The organism is Mycolicibacterium holsaticum DSM 44478 = JCM 12374 (genome assembly GCF_019645835.1).
In the GTDB taxonomy this organism is placed as follows: Bacteria; Actinomycetota; Actinomycetes; order Mycobacteriales; family Mycobacteriaceae; genus Mycobacterium; species Mycobacterium holsaticum.
The window spans coordinates 3,021,425-3,037,657 of sequence record NZ_CP080998.1; the positions used below are offsets into that span (position 1 = coordinate 3,021,425).

12 protein-coding genes and 1 pseudogene are annotated in these 16,233 nt (G+C 66.2%); 7 read left to right on the forward strand and 6 right to left on the reverse strand.

Features of this window, described 5'->3' with window-relative positions:
- Positions 1-2: 2 nt before the first annotated feature.
- The gene (gene otsB, locus K3U96_RS14570) at positions 3-3,704 is read right to left on the reverse strand and encodes a trehalose-phosphatase (RefSeq protein WP_220690167.1); all 3,702 of its coding nucleotides are present in this window, start codon (positions 3,702-3,704) and stop codon (positions 3-5) included.
- 155 nt (positions 3,705-3,859) lie between these two features.
- Here otsB and ppsA point away from each other — a divergent pair, with 155 nt between their 5' ends.
- Positions 3,860-6,136, forward strand: coding sequence for a phosphoenolpyruvate synthase (gene ppsA, locus K3U96_RS14575; protein ID WP_220690168.1), 2,277 nt, complete (start codon positions 3,860-3,862; stop codon positions 6,134-6,136).
- On the opposite strand, the gene K3U96_RS14580 is transcribed toward ppsA, so the two are convergent.
- The 3 genes from K3U96_RS14580 to K3U96_RS26920 form a co-directional block, all read right to left on the reverse strand.
- Positions 6,129-7,487, reverse strand: coding sequence for a wax ester/triacylglycerol synthase domain-containing protein (locus K3U96_RS14580; RefSeq protein ID WP_220690169.1), 1,359 nt, complete (start codon positions 7,485-7,487; stop codon positions 6,129-6,131). The two genes, ppsA and K3U96_RS14580, sit on opposite strands and share 8 nt — an antisense overlap.
- Positions 7,488-7,527: 40 nt before the next feature.
- A complete protein-coding gene (locus K3U96_RS14585) occupies positions 7,528-7,995 on the reverse strand; it encodes a hypothetical protein (RefSeq protein WP_220690170.1) in 468 nt (155 codons plus the stop codon).
- A gap of 169 nt (positions 7,996-8,164) precedes the next feature.
- On the reverse strand, positions 8,165-8,563 hold the full coding sequence (locus K3U96_RS26920; RefSeq protein ID WP_308206809.1) for a cation-transporting P-type ATPase: 399 nt from the start codon (positions 8,561-8,563) through the stop codon (positions 8,165-8,167).
- 196 nt (positions 8,564-8,759) lie between these two features.
- Between K3U96_RS26920 and K3U96_RS14595 the strand changes: the two genes are divergently transcribed.
- The 4 genes and pseudogenes from K3U96_RS14595 to K3U96_RS14610 all read left to right on the forward strand — a co-directional run bounded on the left by K3U96_RS14595 (position 8,760) and on the right by K3U96_RS14610 (position 12,583).
- Positions 8,760-11,117, forward strand: coding sequence for a heavy metal translocating P-type ATPase (locus tag K3U96_RS14595; protein WP_220690172.1), 2,358 nt, complete (start codon positions 8,760-8,762; stop codon positions 11,115-11,117).
- A 103-nt stretch (positions 11,118-11,220) separates the two neighbouring features.
- Positions 11,221-11,547: a hypothetical protein gene (locus K3U96_RS14600; RefSeq protein WP_220690173.1), complete on the forward strand. Its 327-nt coding sequence runs from the start codon at positions 11,221-11,223 to the stop codon at positions 11,545-11,547.
- A gap of 202 nt (positions 11,548-11,749) precedes the next feature.
- Positions 11,750-11,959 (forward strand): annotated as a pseudogene (locus K3U96_RS14605) (hypothetical protein); the annotation flags it as partial.
- Between the two features lie 171 nt (positions 11,960-12,130).
- Positions 12,131-12,583 carry a DUF5709 domain-containing protein gene (locus K3U96_RS14610; RefSeq protein WP_220690175.1) on the forward strand — a complete coding sequence of 151 codons (453 nt, stop codon included), beginning with the start codon at positions 12,131-12,133 and terminating at the stop codon, positions 12,581-12,583.
- 25 nt (positions 12,584-12,608) lie between these two features.
- Here K3U96_RS14610 and K3U96_RS14615 read toward each other — a convergent pair whose 3' ends face one another.
- Complete coding sequence (locus K3U96_RS14615; protein ID WP_220690176.1) at positions 12,609-12,998, reverse strand: PNPOx family protein; 390 nt, start codon at positions 12,996-12,998, stop codon at positions 12,609-12,611.
- A 34-nt stretch (positions 12,999-13,032) separates the two neighbouring features.
- Positions 13,033-14,400 carry a wax ester/triacylglycerol synthase domain-containing protein gene (locus K3U96_RS14620; RefSeq protein WP_220690177.1) on the reverse strand — a complete coding sequence of 456 codons (1,368 nt, stop codon included), beginning with the start codon at positions 14,398-14,400 and terminating at the stop codon, positions 13,033-13,035.
- 239 nt (positions 14,401-14,639) lie between these two features.
- Here K3U96_RS14620 and K3U96_RS14625 point away from each other — a divergent pair, with 239 nt between their 5' ends.
- Positions 14,640-14,960 carry a hypothetical protein gene (locus K3U96_RS14625; protein WP_308206810.1) on the forward strand — a complete coding sequence of 107 codons (321 nt, stop codon included), beginning with the start codon at positions 14,640-14,642 and terminating at the stop codon, positions 14,958-14,960.
- Positions 14,941-15,987 (forward strand): zinc-dependent alcohol dehydrogenase family protein, encoded by a 1,047-nt coding sequence (locus K3U96_RS14630; RefSeq protein WP_220690179.1) that lies wholly within the window; start codon positions 14,941-14,943, stop codon positions 15,985-15,987. Before K3U96_RS14625 ends, K3U96_RS14630 begins: the two co-directional genes overlap by 20 nt.
- The last annotated feature ends 246 nt before the right edge of the window (positions 15,988-16,233 follow it).

Sequence of the window (16,233 nt, forward strand, 5' to 3'; positions counted from 1 at the left end):
CGTCAGAAGCGGCTGGGAAATCGGACTGTCGAGCCTGGGTCCAGCTGCTCAACCCGGCCACGGCATTCGATGACCAGCGGAGCAACGTCTCGCGGATCGACGCTGACCTCTGCGCCCTTGCCGCTCACGCGCACATGGACCCGATGCCCGCGATAGTGGATCGGGAAGCCCAGCGCGCCAAGAGATTCCGGCCAGTTCGGCGCCAGGATCAGCCGATCGTCGCGGGTCTCCAACCCGGTGAAGCACCGTTGGATGAGGTCCACGCTGCCTGCCATCGCCGCCAGATGGATTCCCTCGGAGGTGGTGCCGCCCTGAATGTCGGCGACATCGGACTTGAGGACCTGCTCGAAGAACCCCATCGCATGATCGCGATTCGCCCGGGCCAGCACCCAGCTGTGCACGACGGCGCTGAGGGTCGATCCATGCGACGTCCTGGCCAGGTAGTAGTCGACCATTTGCGGGATCTGCCCGGGAGCGAAGCGGTAGTCGAGCCGGGTCAGCAACGCACAGAGTTCGTCGGAAGACAACAGGTAGAGCAACATCAACGCGTCAGCCTGCTTGGACGCCTTGTAACCGTTGACGTCGTCGCCCTCGGCCTCCAGGATCCGGTCCAGCCGGCGGATGTCGCCGTACCGCTTCCGGTAGGAAGTCCAGTCCAACTCCGTCAAATCCGCATAGCCTTCGAACTGGCTGATGATGCCGTCGTGGAACGGCACGAACATGCGTCGGCTGACGTGATCCCAGTGCTCGAGTTCCTCGGTGGTCAGCGCGAGCTTTTCGCGCAGATCCAACCGGTTCGGCAGGGGCACCGACTCGAGTGCATCAATGGCGCGCAGGATGACCCACACCGCCATCACGTTTGTATAGGCGTTGTTGTCGACTCCGTCATACTTCCGGTCGGAACAGCCGGTATGGAACTCGTCGGGCCCGATGACGCCGCGGATATCGAAACGGTCGCGGTTCGTGTCGTATGTCGTTCTGCTGACCCAGAATCGAGCGATTTCCACCAGCATCTCGGCGCCGTAGTCGATCAGGTATGGCAGATCGCCGGTAACTTGATAGAACTGCCACACGTTGTAGGCGACCGCGAGACCGATATGGTGCGCGCGATGGCTGGGATCGGGATTCCACCGGCCCGACAACGGATTCAGATGCATGGCCTGGCTTTCTTCGCGACCGTCGCTGCCCGACTGCCATGGGAACATCGCCCCGGAGTAGCCGGCCAAATTGGCAGCGCGCCGAGCCTCCGGCAACCGTCGGTAGCGGTACCGCAGCATCGACCGGGTGATGGCCGGGCACCTCAGGTTGAGCACCGGGAAGATGAACAGCTCATCCCAGAACACGTGGCCGCGGTAGGCCTCACCGTGCAGCCCGCGCGCGGGAACGCCGACGTCGAGGTCCTCGCTGTGATAGGAGACGGTCTGAAGCAGATGAAGCAGATGCAGCCGCAGGATACGTAGCGCGTCCGCGTGGCCCTCGAACTCGATCGAAAGTCGCTCCCACAGGTGCGCCCACGCGAGCACGTGCGCATCGCGCATCGCGGAGAACCGCTGCTGACGCTCGAGCCTTCGTTCGGCGCCGGTGGCCGGTTCAGATGTGGCGACGTCCCGTCCGGTCACCAGGCTGACGGTCTTTTCGATCGTCAGCGCCTGCCCCGGTTTGAGGTCGGTGAAGATTTCGTGCCCGACCTCGAACTCCTCATCGACGCGTCGATACATTGCCGGAGCGGGCTTTTCGCCGTGCCAAACGGTGGTCCGGGCGGCTAACGCCACCGCGAGGTGTGACTGGGTCGTCTCGGCCGTCATCAACACTGAATCCTCGGACAGTGCGCGGGTGCCCACGAGGTTCAGGTGCGTGCTGGCCAGCCCCCGATAGCGTTCGACCAATGAGTTGCGGACGTTGCCGTCCAGCGTCGACCGAAGCTGGACCGTCCCTGACCAGTCCTCGGCCACGATGACAGTCTGCAGCGCAGCGATGTGTGCGGCGTGCATGGCCACGAAACGCTGCTGGGTCAACCGGGTGGTCCTCCCGGCGTCGTCGCGGAAACGCAGCTCCCGGGTCAGCACCGCTTCGCGCAGGTTCAGGGTCTGGCGGTACGACAGCAGCTCGACCGCATCGACGTCGAACCACTCACCCGCATCGATGCGGAACGTCAACGGCAGCCAGTTGGGTAGGTTGACGATGCTTTCGTTGTCGATCTTGCTGCCGCCAACGAGGTCCTCGAGCCGGTTGAACACCCCGGCGGCGTAGGTGGCCGGGTAATGCACCTGCCCCGCTTGCGATTCCGGGGCGGCGCCCCTGGTCGCGAAGTAGCCGTTGCCGACCGTGCACAAGGCTTCCCGAAGTTTTTCGGTGGCAGGTTCATAGCCGTCGAAGGTGTAGGTCCAAGCCGTGTCTGAGTTCTGCTGCTCGTAGGTCAGCCAGTTGCCGCCGCGTTGCAGGAAAGACTGGACCTCGGCGAAGCCATCGAGAACGAACTGGGCGGCGGTTAGCCGACCGCCGGCCCCTTCGTGACGCACCACGATCCCGATACCGTTGAATCGAACCGCGTCGAACGCAGCCTCATCGGTGGGGTCGGCGCCGACGTAGACCGGCACGACCCGTTCCGGCGGGTTGATCCGCTTACAGATCCAGGTGAGCGCGGCACCCTTGTCCCACTCGACGTTTGGCCACAACTCGATCACCTTGGGTCCGTCCGTCACCCGAAGGCCATGCTGACCGCCGCGCCGACGGGTCACCGCGACAACGTCGCCCGCTTGTTCGGGGGCGACCGTGGCGTAGTGCACAGCGATCGAAAACCGCTTGCGCTCGACGTGCACCCCCGACACCGCTTTGAGCTCAGCGCGCAGTTCGGCGGCGGCTTCCGTCAAAGCGGGCGACGCCGCGACCGCCGCTTCCATCTGATACCGAATACCGTTCGGGCCAACCAGTTCGAAGCCGTGGCTGCCGGCGTACCAGACCTCGGGGAGGTTGACCCGCTGGCGGAGGTCGGCCGCGTCCCGATCGCTCAGGATGACTACCGGACATCGCGCAGCCAGGCGTGCCAGGGACGTGACCGCTCCGTCGTCGAGGCTTGCGGGCTCGGGATCCGCACCGGTCACCGACAACGTGCCGTCAAACCCGAGGCAGACGATCGGCAGGCGGCCGCTGAGAATACCGATCAACTGGCCGTAGGAGTTCAGCCCGTTGGGCAACTGCGACACGCGTTTGTCGCCGGTGCGCAACTGGATCTCGGCGAGGTCGGCGACCACGGCATCGGCCTCCGACTCGAGGGGCCCGGTGAATTTGCCACCCCGGGCGACGGCGACGACCATGGCGAAACCGCCGGACCGGGCCGCCTGCGCGGCAGCCACGTCGCTGCCGATCACGACCGTGCGTGCCGCCTCGGCGCCAACTCGCCGGGCCGCCTCCAGGAACACGGCCGGATCGGGCGCGCCGGAAAACCCGAGCGCGTCCGCGGTCGGGCCGTCCGTGAACAGATCACCGAGTCCGGCCAACCTCGCAACGTGTTCACTGTCCCCGCTGGACGAGCAGAGCGCGGTCCTGACCCCGGCCGCCGCAAGCCGCCGAACGAGTTCGACCGTCGAATCGAACACGCTCTTCCGTGCCACGCTGGGCATCGACGCGGTGTCGGTAACCACACCATCGAGGTCGAAGATGACCGCATCGTGTCGACGTGGGTCGATGGTCACCGGCGTCTTCATCCCGATGCCGTCCTCTCGATGTCCTTGCAGTGAGGCTGCTGGACTCCCCGAGCGGCGGCAAGGGTCCTACGACCACGAGGCGGGTGACCAATGTCCTTTGACCAATGGCCCTCCGACGCTTTACCGACGCCCCACCGCACCACACGATAGATGTCATGCAAAGCAGAACCTACGTCCGTGACATCGCGGCCCTCAGGATCGCCGACGCCGACGATGCGGGCGGTAAAGGGGCCAATATGGGCGAACTGGTGGCTGCCGACCTCCCGGTTCCACCGGGCTTTGTCCTCCTCCGACACTGCTACCGCGATTCGATGCGGGCCGGCGGCGTCGACGCCGAAATCGCCGCCCTTCACCGTGAAGCGATCGGCACTGTTGCCGACACGTTCCGCCTGACCGAATTGTGCGAACGCCTGCAGGCCCTGGTCCACAAGGCCGGCATCGCCGAGCACGTGCACGAGGCGGTGCTCGCCGCGTATCGCGCGCTCGGTGCGGACACCGTGGTGGCGGTGCGCTCGTCGGCTACCGGGGAGGACAGCCGCGACGCGTCGTTCGCCGGCATGAACCGGACGATCACCAACGTCCTTGGCGAAAACGCGCTGATCGACGCCATCCAGAAGTGCTGGATGTCGTTGTTCTCCCCGCGCGTCATCACCTACCGGGCCAGCCGCGGAATCACCGGGGAACCGGCGATGGCGGTGGTGGTCCAGAAAATGATCAACTCGGAGAAGGCGGGGGTCGCGTTCACTGCCGACCCGAGTACAGGTGCACAGGACCGGGTCGTCATCGAAGGTGCGTTCGGGCTGGGCGAGGTGGTGGTGTCCGGCTCGGTCAATCCCGATACCTACGTCGTGGCCAAGGACACCCTGCGCGTGCTCGACGTCCGCATCGGCCATAAGGCGTTCAAGATCATCCGCGGTCCCGATGGCCACGACACCGAAGTCGAACTGGCCCAGGACCAGGCCGCGGCCCGTGTCCTCGACGACGACGAACTGCGCCGCATCGCCGAACTGGCGATCGCGATCGAGCGGCACAACGGATGCCCACAGGACACCGAGTGGGCAATCGAGGACGGCCTGGCGTACCTGGTGCAGGCGCGTCCGATCACGACGCTGGACCATCCGCCGGCATCGATATCCGAGGAGCACCCCGTCCTCGCTCGCGGTCTGGCCGCGGCGCCCGGGCTGGCATCAGGTTCGGTACGCGTGCTGGAGAGCCCGGATCAGGGCAGCCTGTTGCAGGACGGCGAGATCCTGGTCGCCCAGATGACCAATCCGGACTGGCTGCCCACCATTCGTCGCGCCGCCGCGCTGGTCACCGACACCGGCGGAATGACCTGCCACGCCGCGATTGTGGCCCGAGAACTGAAAGTTCCGTGCGTGGTCGGAACGCGTTCGGCCACGACGGACCTGCACGAGGGCACCACCGTGACCGTCGACGGAAACCAGGGCCGGGTGCTGGCGGGTCACCTGCAGACAGCCACATCCACCGCCACCGTCACGCAGCGCGCAACACCGGCCGAACCGGCCAGCGAGGTGACCGGCACAAAGATCTACGTGAACTTGGCGATACCCGACTCCGCTGAATCCGTTGCGGCACAACCGGTGGACGGGGTTGGTCTGCTGCGGGCCGAGTTCATGCTGACGGAAGCGCTTTCGGGCCGGCACCCGCGCGACCTCATCGCGCACGGTGAACAAGGCAGCCTGGTCGACGCGATGGTCACATCGGTCGGTCGCATCGGGGCGGCGTTCGCGCCGCGCCCGGTCATCTACCGCACCACCGATTTCCGCACGAACGAGTTCCGCGGGCTACGCGGCGGGCGGGCCTACGAGCCCGAAGAGCACAACCCGATGATCGGGTACCGGGGCTGCTACCGGTACATCAAGGAACCGGACGTGTTCGCAGTTGAGCTCGAGGCGCTGGCCCGGGTTCGCGAGCAATCCCCCAACGTGCACGTGATGATCCCGTTCGTGCGCACCCGGTGGGAACTCGAGGAATGCCTGTCACTCATCGATGCGAGCCCGCTGGGCCGCCAACGCGGCTTGCATCGCTGGGTGATGGCCGAGGTTCCGTCGGTCGTGCACTGGCTGCCGGAATACATCGGCATGGGCATCGACGGGGTGTCCATCGGCAGCAACGATCTCACCCAGTTGGTACTCGGTGTCGACCGCGACTCCGATATCTGCGCCGAACTGTTCGACGAATCCGACCCCGCAGTGCTTGACGCGATCGGTCAGATCATCGGCACAGCACGCAAATTCGGTGTCACGTCGTCGCTGTGCGGGCAGGCGCCGTCTACGAATCCGGCATTCGCCGAACACCTTGTGCGGATGGGTATCACCTCGGTGTCTGTCAACCCTGACGCTGCCGCAGCGGCACGGCGTGTGGTGGCCGCCGCCGAGCGACGAGTGCTGTTGGCGGCAGCGCTCACGTGAGGGCGAGGACTTCGGCGAATCCCGCGACGAGGCATTTGTAGAGTTCGTGGTGGTCGGGAACCGCGCCGCCGTCGATGTTGATTCCGAACCCACAGATGTCACCGTAGGACAGCAACGTGATGTTCAACGCCGCACCGATCGTCGGCGAAAACGCGTATTGCATCCGTACCGGTGCCCCGGCGAAGTACACCGGCACGGGGAACCCCGGCACGTTGCTCGCGATGACGTCGACATGCCGCAACGCCGAACCCACGTAGGAACGTGGCATCAGGTTCAGGGCCCCTGCGATCAACCCGGTATGGGCCAGGGATTTCTCGTTGCGCGCCCTACCGGTCTGCGCGTGGATCACCTGGATCCGTTCGCTGGGATCGACGATGTCCACCGGGACAGCGAACCGTATCAGGGTCGCCCGGTTACCACCGATGGGATCGGCCGCGGTACGGACATTGATCGGCATCGAGAAGACCAGATCGCGGACAGCCGCATCGTGCATTTCATGATAGGCGCGAAGTCCGCCGGCGACCGCGGCGATGAACGCGTCGTTCAACGAACCGCCGCCGAGGCGACCGGCCCGACTGAGCGCAGACTTGGGTACTTCGTATGTGAAAACGCGACGGATCAGGTTGCGGTCCCGCATGATCGGTGATCCGGGTTTGCTGATGGGTCGAGCCGTCCGGTAGATGGAAGCCACCGTCGAACCGCCCGCCGCAACGGTGTCCACGGGCCGGCGAACAGCGTTCGCCACGGCCGGAACCGCTTTGACGGGCGCCGACAACGCCGCGCCGATGATGCGCGCGGGGTAGTCCATCACGGCGCGCAGCCCACCGAACCGCTGCGCCGCCGCCGGTTTCGGCGCCTCAGGCAACGAACCTCGGCGCTCAGGACGTTCCTTGAGGTCGTACAGGATTCGCGCTATCTCGACTGCGCCGACGCCGTCGGACAGCGCATGGTTGAACCTGGCCAGCACCGCAGCGCCGCCGTCGGACAATCCGTCGACCAACGTGGCGTCCCAGAGCGGACGGGCCCGGTCGAAGTCGGCCATCGCCGCCACCCGGGCCAGTTCGAGCAGTTCCTCGGCGCTCCCGGAGCCGGGAGCGCTGACGCGCCGTAAATGAAAGCCGACATCGAAGTCCGAAACGGTCTCCCACCGTGGTGGGAGTAGAGGCGCTGAGGGCACCACCCGCTGTCGAAACCTGGGTGCGGTCCGGCTCAACCTTTCGAACCGGTCGACCAACTGGGGCCAATCCGGACACCGGTCAAGCAATGTGAGCACGACGATCGTTGACCGCAAGCGCGGATCGTCCTCGATCCGCCACATGAAAGCGTCGCTGCTGGTCAGTGAATCAGCCATCACAGTTCACCACCGGGCAGGTCGTGTGGTCACGCCCCGGTCAGGCGGCGGCGGACAGATCAGGGGCCGAGCTTTCCGCTTGGGTCGTCGACGGAGTCCGTGTCGGGGCCCACCCCACATAGGTCAGGTACAGTCCGACGACCGCCATGACCGCGAAGACGGCCTTCCACCAACCGCCTCCGTCGAGCATGGAGTCCGCCGCAGACAGGTAGGTCTGAGGAATCGCCAGCAGGAGCGCGCCCTTGAGGGTGGTCAGCACGCCGAGGATCGACACGATGATCGCCGGGACACCCCGCCAGTAGGGATGCAGGGCGATCACGATGAGGCCGGCCAACAGGACAAACACGCCAGTCACCCACGCCCACACCGTGTTCGCACGGAACTCGGACATCAGCGTGGGCATCTGCGATGCGCGGATCAGCGCCACGATGGTGGCAAACGCCAGGTACGGGCCGAGCACGCGGGCGAACGTGCGTGTCCTGCCCTCGGACTGCTGTGGAGTGCTCATCGCACACCTCCTTTGGAGCCCCTTTGGAGCCCACCCATGTCGAAGATGACGAAACTGCGGCCATCTAGGGCTTATCTGACCACTGATGCGGGGTCTGCCATAGGGACCAAAGTCCCGCGCTCTGACGGTATTCGTCAGTTCAGCGCCGTCTGGTCACCAACGACATCGGTTATCCGGTCGGGGCGCCGACCTGAACTTCGGTGGCCGGATCCGAATGGCTGAAACATGCGGCACGCCGATGTATCCGGCGCGCCGCGATGCTGGCGGCAAGGATGGAGGCGATGATGATCGCCTGCGCACGGTCGCCGAGGAAGTACGAGACCAGGGCGGTGCCGGCGAGCAGAAGCAAAACGGCGTTGCGCAGTTGGCGTCCCAACACCGCCAGCGCGCTGACGCGGTGTGTTCGAACGGCGTTGGCGCCGAACCGGTCAAGCCGCATAATCGCGTCGGCGTTGGACAATCCGCCGGCCGAACTGTTGAGCCAGCCCATCACCTCGTCGACCGGAGCCGCCGCGACCCGCTGTGCGGTCAACACCGTCGGACCCGGTTCGTGTCCGTCAGCTCCCACGAACGGCCTTTCGCGAAGCGCCCCCGATGGCGCGTCGTCGCGCCCGCCACGGCCGAGCGAAGACGGCGATCGCAAACACCTCCCAGAGTTGGCATTCGAGGCCGACGGTCATAGGGCCTTTCGGCCCGGATAGCGAAGGACTTATCACCCGGGTGCATGGGCCTGGCCCGCGTACGCTGTCATCGAGGACGGCGACATGGACGATACGGAGCGAAACGTTCCGACCACCGCGCGGTGGCGGTCTTTGCGCGAGCCGGTTCTGGTGGTCCTCACCTTCGGCGCGTTGCTGGTCGGCGCCGTCCTCTGGCTGATCGGGCTGCGCGATGCCGCCGATGTCAGTTGGATCGTCGGCACATCGGTCGCTGTGGTCCCCGCACTGCTGTGGGTGTTGTCGGCGCTGCGGCGCGGAAGTCTCGGCGTCGACGTCATCGCGGTGCTGTCGTTGGTCGGCACCCTGCTCGTCGGGGAGTATCTGGCCGGCGCACTGATCGCGGTGATGCTGGCCGGGGGGCGCGCTCTGGAAGCCGCTGCGGCCCAACGCGCCTCTCGCGACCTGCGGTCATTACTCGAACACGCACCCCGGTTCGCCCGCCGCCGCATCGGAACCGAAGTCCGGGTCGTCCCCATCGCAGACGTCGCGGTCGACGACCTTCTGGTCGTCGGCCCCGGCGAAACCGTGCCCGTCGACGGTCGCGTCGCCGATGCGCTGGCGTTGTTGGACGAATCGGTGCTCACCGGTGAATCCATGCAGGTGGAGCGTCGCCGCGGGGAGCCGGTTCGCAGCGGCGTGGTGAACGCGGGTGGCCCGTTCGAGGTTCGCGCCACCGCGACCGCGAAAGACAGCACATACGCGGGCATCGTGCGGCTCGCCGAGGAGGCGCGCGCGGAGACCGCCCCGATCGTGCGGCTGGCCGACCGGTACGCGGCCTGGTTCCTACCCCTGACCCTCGTCGTTGCCGGGGGTGCCTGGCTCGCGACCGGGTCTGCGGTACGCGCCGTCGCTGTCCTCGTGGTCGCCACACCGTGCCCGCTGCTGCTCGCCGCGCCGGTGGCGATCGTGTCGGGGCTGTCGCGGGCGTCCCGGCGCGGCGTTGTCGTGCGCAGCGGTGGCGCGCTGGAGGCACTGGGCAGTGCGAAGACTCTCGTGCTGGACAAGACCGGCACCCTGACAATGGGCCGCCCGGTCGTTGTCGACGTGTTGGTCGCGCCGGATCAGCACGCCGGGGAAATCCTTCGGTTGGCGGCGTCGGTCGATCAGATCTCCCCACACGTGCTCGCCGAAGCGATCGTCACCGAAGCCCTGGCCCGGGGGCTGCAACCCGTGTTGCCGACCGACGTGACCGAGACGGCCGGGCGCGGCGTCACCGGCATGGTCGATGGTCACCGCGTCGAAGTCGGCAAACTGGGCAGTTCGGTCAGCGACGTGGACTGGGCGCGAGCAGCGGAGAACCGGGCGACGCTGGACTCTGCCGCCATCGCGTGGGTGTGCATCGACGACTCCCCGGCCGGCGCGATACTGCTTCGCGACCCGCTGCGCCGGGACGCGCCGCGCACGATGCGCCGACTGCGGTCGGCCGGACTCGACCGGCTGGTGATGCTGACCGGCGACCGCGCCGAACCCGCGCGCGAGGTCGCGACGGTGCTCGGACTCGACGACGTTTATGCCCAGCAGAGCCCCGCCGACAAGGTGGCTGCGGTGCGGGACGAGAAACGGCGTGCGGTCACCGTGATGGTGGGTGATGGCATCAACGACGCCCCGGCGCTCGCGGCGGCCACGGTCGGTGTCGCGATGGGGGCTCGGGGTGCGACGGCGTCCTCGGAAGCCAGTGACATCGTCTTGACCACCGATCGCCTCGATCGCCTCGCCGACGCCATGGACATCGCCAGGTGGTCACGGCGCATCGCGGTTCAGAGCGCGGTCGTCGGTATGGCACTGTCGCTGGCGGCCATGTCCATCGCTGCCCTCGGTTGGCTACCGCCCGCGCCCGGTGCGCTGCTTCAGGAGGGGATCGACGTGGCGGTCATCCTCAACGCACTGCGCGCGTTGCGCGGTAACCCCGCGAACGAGGTCGAGTTGCCGGCCGGCACCGAAGACATGTTGCGGCAGTTCGCGGCCGAGCACGACGAACTGCGCGAGAGCATCGATCTGCTTCGTGATGCAGCAGACCGATTGGTCACGGGCACCGACTCCGCCGCACTGGACGCGGTGATCCGTGCCCACAGCTTTCTTCAGGACCGAATTCTGCCGCACGAACAGGCCGAGGAGACCGGGCTTTACCCGGCGCTGGCCCGCCCACTCGGCAGCGATGAAGCCACGGCCACCATGAGCAGAACGCATGCCGAGATCCGCCGGCTGTCGGATCGGATCGGCGCCCACGTCGAACTAGCCCGGGCGAGCAACGGCATCCAACCCGAGCAACGTGATGACCTTCTCGCGTGCCTTTACGGACTGCACGCCATACTTCGGCTGCACTTCCTGCAGGAAGAGGAGAACTACTTCACGCTCGCCGACGATGAACTGACCACCCGTGCGGCGCTGCCCGATGGCGAATAGCCAAGCGCGCATCGCCATTCGGAAGAGCCACGCCAGGTGCTCGGTACACCGTTGTGGACCAATGGCCCTATGCATCCACGCGGCGTGAGCGCACCCTCAACAGATGACAGCTCCACAAGAACCAGCGACCGACCGCTCGTCGGTCCCTGAGCACCGTCCCTTGAACCACGTGCTGGTCTGGGCCGGGATTGCGGCCGCCGCCGTCTTTATCGTCGCGGTGGTGTTCCTTTCCGGTTTCTACCTCGGTCGCAGCACGAGCGGTCAGAGCGGCAACGACCATTGGAACCACATGTCGCACAACGACATGATGGGCCCCGGGATGATGGGCCCCGGCATGATGGGCCCCGGGATGGGCACACCGCCCTGCCGCATGAACCCCACCGGACCGCCACCGCCGCCCGCAACGCCGAGGATGAACCCGAGTCGTTGACTGCTCGGCGGCAACTCCACGCAGACTGCGAGGTCCTCGGTCTTTCGAGAGGTTTCTGCGCGACCGGGGGCTGGACGGCGCTTGCAGACGGCATTCCTGCATAACAAATGTGCGCGGTGAGGCTAAGCCGTAGCAGTCGTCTACCGAATCGTCGGCTGCACATGCGCTATCGTCCAACCGTTCAGCTCAGCCGAGGAGCGCCGTGACCGTATTTGCGGGCTTGCCGGCCCACGTCTTGTTCGTCCATTTCGTCGTGACCCTGATACCACTCACCGCGGTCCTCGAGATGCTGTGCGCGCTATGGCCGGCGGCGCGCCAGCGATTGGTCTGGCTGGTCGTCGTGCTTGCCGCCGCGACGCTCGTGCCGACACCCTTGACCGTCAAGGCGGGCGAATGGCTGTATGACCGTGAGCAGCAACCGGGACAACCGCGGTGGTGCTCACCGGTGACTCCGGTGCGCGCGCGGTGTGGGGCGGCGAGTTGACGCAAGCCGACCGCTGACGTCCGACTGTTCGCGTTGGCCCTACATTCCGAGGCCATTTGGCCCTACGGCGCCGTCACGTCGACACCGCAGAATCAGTGCATGATCACCTCATCTGGCACGGGTCCTGCGGCAGAACCGTACGACGGCGACGACGAAGACCAGTGGTCGGCAGAAGACACCCTGATCGAGCGCGGCACCGCCGATCTGCTCGATGAGGGCTACTCGCCGCCCGAGCGACCGTGGCGAGGCACCGCTGGGTCGATGCCGGGCACCGACCGGATTTTGGCCGCCGAAGAACCGGATCCGGCGGCGCTGCTCGGTGATGACCGGGACGAGTCGGAATCGGAGCGCTCCGATTACGCCGAGCGCGATGCCGAATTCCCCGAGCACGCCGAGGTCGGTCGCAACCGAGCAGGTCGGCTGATCGCTCCCGACATGGGTTTTGGCGAAGACGAGGAGTCCGAGCTGATCGCAGACGACGTCGGTATCAGTGGTGGCGCGGCCTCAGCCGAAGAAGCCGCGGTGCACATCATCGACGACGACGACCGCTGATCCTTCTTGCCTCAGCCGGACACCGTCACGTAGCGATCTTGACCTTGAGGTAGCTGTCGATGCCCAACCGCTGCCAGGCTTCGCGCCGGCGCTGCGAGAGTTGCGGTGCGGCCGTCGCCGCGTCGACGATCGTCGGCTCGATCACATCGAAGGTGTCCCCGCGCACGGTGAGCGTCGCACCGGCGGCCGCCATCACGTTGCGCAGCCAATCGACATCCGTGCCGTAGGGCAGCGGGATCACAAATCCATCCGGCACCGGGTCGGCGATCACCGGTGTGGCGTAGTGCTTTCCGGACCGTCGCCCAGTGTGGCGAATCGCCGCGGCGTACCAGTGTCTGCGGCCGGCGAAATGCAGCATCACCGGGTTGAGCACGTACTTGTTGAAGGTACGCACCATGTCCCGGGCCCGTGTCATCGTCGTCTGGCCATGACGTGCCGGTTCGGTTCTGTCACCTCGTGGTGGCCAGCTCGCGCTGGCGACCACGCAGCAGGGTGGGTACGGGTTCACTCGGAATCAGATAGAGCAGGTTCTTGTCGTTGGTCCGCCGCGCCGAGGTGCTGATCGCGAGGAGACGAGCCACCGTCTGCTCGATGCTGCGGGCCAGTTCGCCGATGTCGGGCAGTGCGTCAAGATCGGAGGTGATACCGATGGTGAGCCGGTCGGCATAGCCCACCACCGCGACCCCTGTTCGGACGCTTCGTCCGACGGCCGGAATCGGCAGCAGCCGCATGGCATCTCGCCCCATGAACCGCAGCCGCCCGCGCGGTCCGGTCTCGTTTGTCGTCAGCGCGACCACTTCTCGCTGGGACAACCCGGGCGCGCGTATCGGTTGCGCCTTCCGCGCCCGGGGCAGACGGTTCGTCGCCGGAGCGCCGGGATAACCGGCACCGGTCAACCGCCCGTGTGCGGTGCGCAACCGTTGAACCGGGTCAGGTTCGTCGACCGGCAGCGCTATCGTCGCGAGAGAGCCGGCCGAATCAGACACCAGAGCGCGCAGCGAATCACAGCGCTGCTGCTGTCGCCCGTGACCCATCAGCAAGTCGCGGTAGCTCTTGCCCATCGCGGCCAGCGCGATGTCCTTCACCGTAACCCCGAAGGCATCACAGACCTTTGTGACCTCCCGGCTGCTCAATTCCACTGCGGCGTAGCGGTGTAGGCCTGTGGCGTGTCCCCCGCACTTCGACACCGCTGGGCAGTCGCGGCCTGCGGTGAGGCCGGTGGCATCGGTGACCGCGCGTACCGCCGCGGTGGTCAGCGCCGCCGATGAGCGCCACATTCCGCCCATCAATTTCAGCGGGTTGAGCGTGCGCACCGACAGCCTGGTGCTGCCCTGAGGCTGCCCGTCAGCGTCGCCGTCGTCGGACAACCGCATGAGGGTCCTCATCACGTCGACCTCGTCGACGATGCTCGAGTGGGTCTTGAGCAGGATCGCCCACCGGCCGTCGGAAAGCCCTTCGACGATCCAGCATTCCCACAGCGGGTGGTCGTGATGCAGACGCCAACTCATCACGTCGGAAATCAGTCCGTACAGCGCCTCATCGTCGCCAGGACGCGGGACAGCGATGTGATGTACCTGCTGGGAGACGTCCTCCCCGGCGGCAACCACCCGCGGCGCGGCGAGGTCAAGCGGATACCGACGCACCACCTGACCGAATCGGCGGTCGGTGCGCAACCGCGCGACCAGCGCATCTGACAGCGCATCACCATCGGGAAGCGGACCCTCCATCACCGCCAGTGCACCGACGGCGAAATTGGCATGCGGGTCGGCGTCTTCAACCTTCAGAAACGTCGCGTCCAAGCCCGTGTGCGCAGTCATATCCGTAACCTCCAGTTACATGTAATCTAATCACATTGTCGTCGTGGAGGGAAGGACGGCGGCAGGGCCGAAAGTCCCTGATGCAAAGGGCCAAACGCGATCCGCATGCGCCGTGGCGCGCTGAACCGGCCGCGGCGCCGAAGGACGATCGACCGGCGGCTTGAGGACCTTGTTCCCTATGGCGGCGCGCACCTGTGCAGAGACGATGGTGCCAGCACGTCGGCCGAAGGGAGGCCATGGTGGAATGCGGTCCCGGCTTGATACGGCGCGAACTGGACACGATCGCCTGGGCCTTCCTCGGTTCCGAATTCACCGGCCCCGCCTACCGCGGGTGGTCGATCGACCGGCGCCTGCAAGCTTTTCTGCTGCACCGTGGCTTGACAAAGCTTGCCGACGACGGCAACGCGTGCAACGCGATTCTGGAACGCGTCCTGTCGAATCTGGGCCCTGCGTTGCGCAGTGGGCTGATCAAGCCGCCGGGTAGCCCTTCACGACCCAACCGTGCCGCAACACGTCTAGCTCAATCGGAGGAGAACCGACATGAAGGCAATGGTTTATGACGGTCCCGGACGCCGATCCTGGCGGTCGGTGCCCGACCCCGCGATCGAGCACGCCACCGACGCCATCGTGCGCGTCGAGGCGGTAACGATCTGCGGAACCGACCTGCACATCCTCAAAGGTGATGTGCCCGAGGTGGCACCGGGACGGGTGCTGGGTCATGAAGCCGTCGGCACGGTGATCAAAGTCGGGACGGCAGTGCAGACCCTGTCGGTGGGAGATCGCGTGCTGGTCTCGTGCATCAGCGCGTGCGGGGCGTGCCGGTACTGCAGACAGGGCCACTACGGGCAGTGCCTGGGCGGCGGCGGATGGATACTGGGACATCTCATCGACGGAACTCAGGCCGAGTATGTCAGGGTGCCCTTCGCCGATAACTCCACGCACAAGGTGCCCACGGATGTCAGCGACGAACAGATGATCCTGCTGGCCGACATCCTGCCGACCTCGTATGAAGTGGGCGTTCTCGCGGGCGCTGTCAGCCCGGGCGATGTGGTGGCGATCGTCGGCGCGGGTCCGATCGGCCTGGCCGCCATTCTCACCGCAAAGCTTTACAGCCCAAGCCATATCGTCGCGATCGACGTCGCCGATGCCCGCCTGGACGCCGCACGCAAGCTGGGCGCTGACGTCGTCGTCAACTCCAGGACCGAGGACGCCCGGGCCGTCATCGACACGCTGACCGCCGGCCTCGGTGCCGATGTGGCGATGGAGGCGGTCGGTCTTCCCGACACTTTCGAGGAGTCAGTCCGGCTGGTTCGGCCCAATGGTCACGTCGCAAACATCGGTGTGCACGGCGCGCCGGCGACTTTGCACCTCGAACAGATCTGGATCAAGAACCTGACCATCACTACCGGTTTGGTCGACACCCACTCCACACCCAGGTTGATCGGGCTGGTCGCCAACCATCAGCTGGACACGGCTGCGATGATCACCCACCGGTTCGAGATGGCCGAATTCGACCAAGCCTACGAGGTATTCGCCGATGCGGCCCGGTCGGGCGCGTTGAAGGTGCTGGTGTCCGCGGCGACCTGACACCCCTCGACGACGAGAAGGTGGATGCTGCGACCCGGAACGGGGTGATCGCGTGAACGACCGTGAGCGGTACGTGGTGCATCACTGCATCCTGCGCCGGCATCGGGGACTTTCGGCCCTGTGTTGTCCGCCGCTTCGCGGTCAAGACTGGCTAGATGCCACTTCAACGGCATGATGAACGCCGACCGGCGCAGGATGACTCCTTCTACCACCTTGCCGACGTCACCGTCGGAACGCAGTGTTGTC

Coding starts and splice junctions, on each gene's coding strand:
- otsB (WP_220690167.1), bottom strand. CDS start 3,704: ATGAAGACGCCGGTGACCATCGACCCACGTCGACACGATGCGGTCATC.
- ppsA (WP_220690168.1), top strand. CDS start 3,860: ATGCAAAGCAGAACCTACGTCCGTGACATCGCGGCCCTCAGGATCGCC.
- K3U96_RS14580 (WP_220690169.1), bottom strand. CDS start 7,487: ATGGCTGATTCACTGACCAGCAGCGACGCTTTCATGTGGCGGATCGAG.
- K3U96_RS14585 (WP_220690170.1), bottom strand. CDS start 7,995: ATGAGCACTCCACAGCAGTCCGAGGGCAGGACACGCACGTTCGCCCGC.
- K3U96_RS14595 (WP_220690172.1), top strand. CDS start 8,760: ATGGACGATACGGAGCGAAACGTTCCGACCACCGCGCGGTGGCGGTCT.
- K3U96_RS14600 (WP_220690173.1), top strand. CDS start 11,221: ATGACAGCTCCACAAGAACCAGCGACCGACCGCTCGTCGGTCCCTGAG.
- K3U96_RS14610 (WP_220690175.1), top strand. CDS start 12,131: ATGATCACCTCATCTGGCACGGGTCCTGCGGCAGAACCGTACGACGGC.
- K3U96_RS14615 (WP_220690176.1), bottom strand. CDS start 12,998: ATGACACGGGCCCGGGACATGGTGCGTACCTTCAACAAGTACGTGCTC.
- K3U96_RS14620 (WP_220690177.1), bottom strand. CDS start 14,400: ATGACTGCGCACACGGGCTTGGACGCGACGTTTCTGAAGGTTGAAGAC.
- K3U96_RS14630 (WP_220690179.1), top strand. CDS start 14,941: ATGAAGGCAATGGTTTATGACGGTCCCGGACGCCGATCCTGGCGGTCG.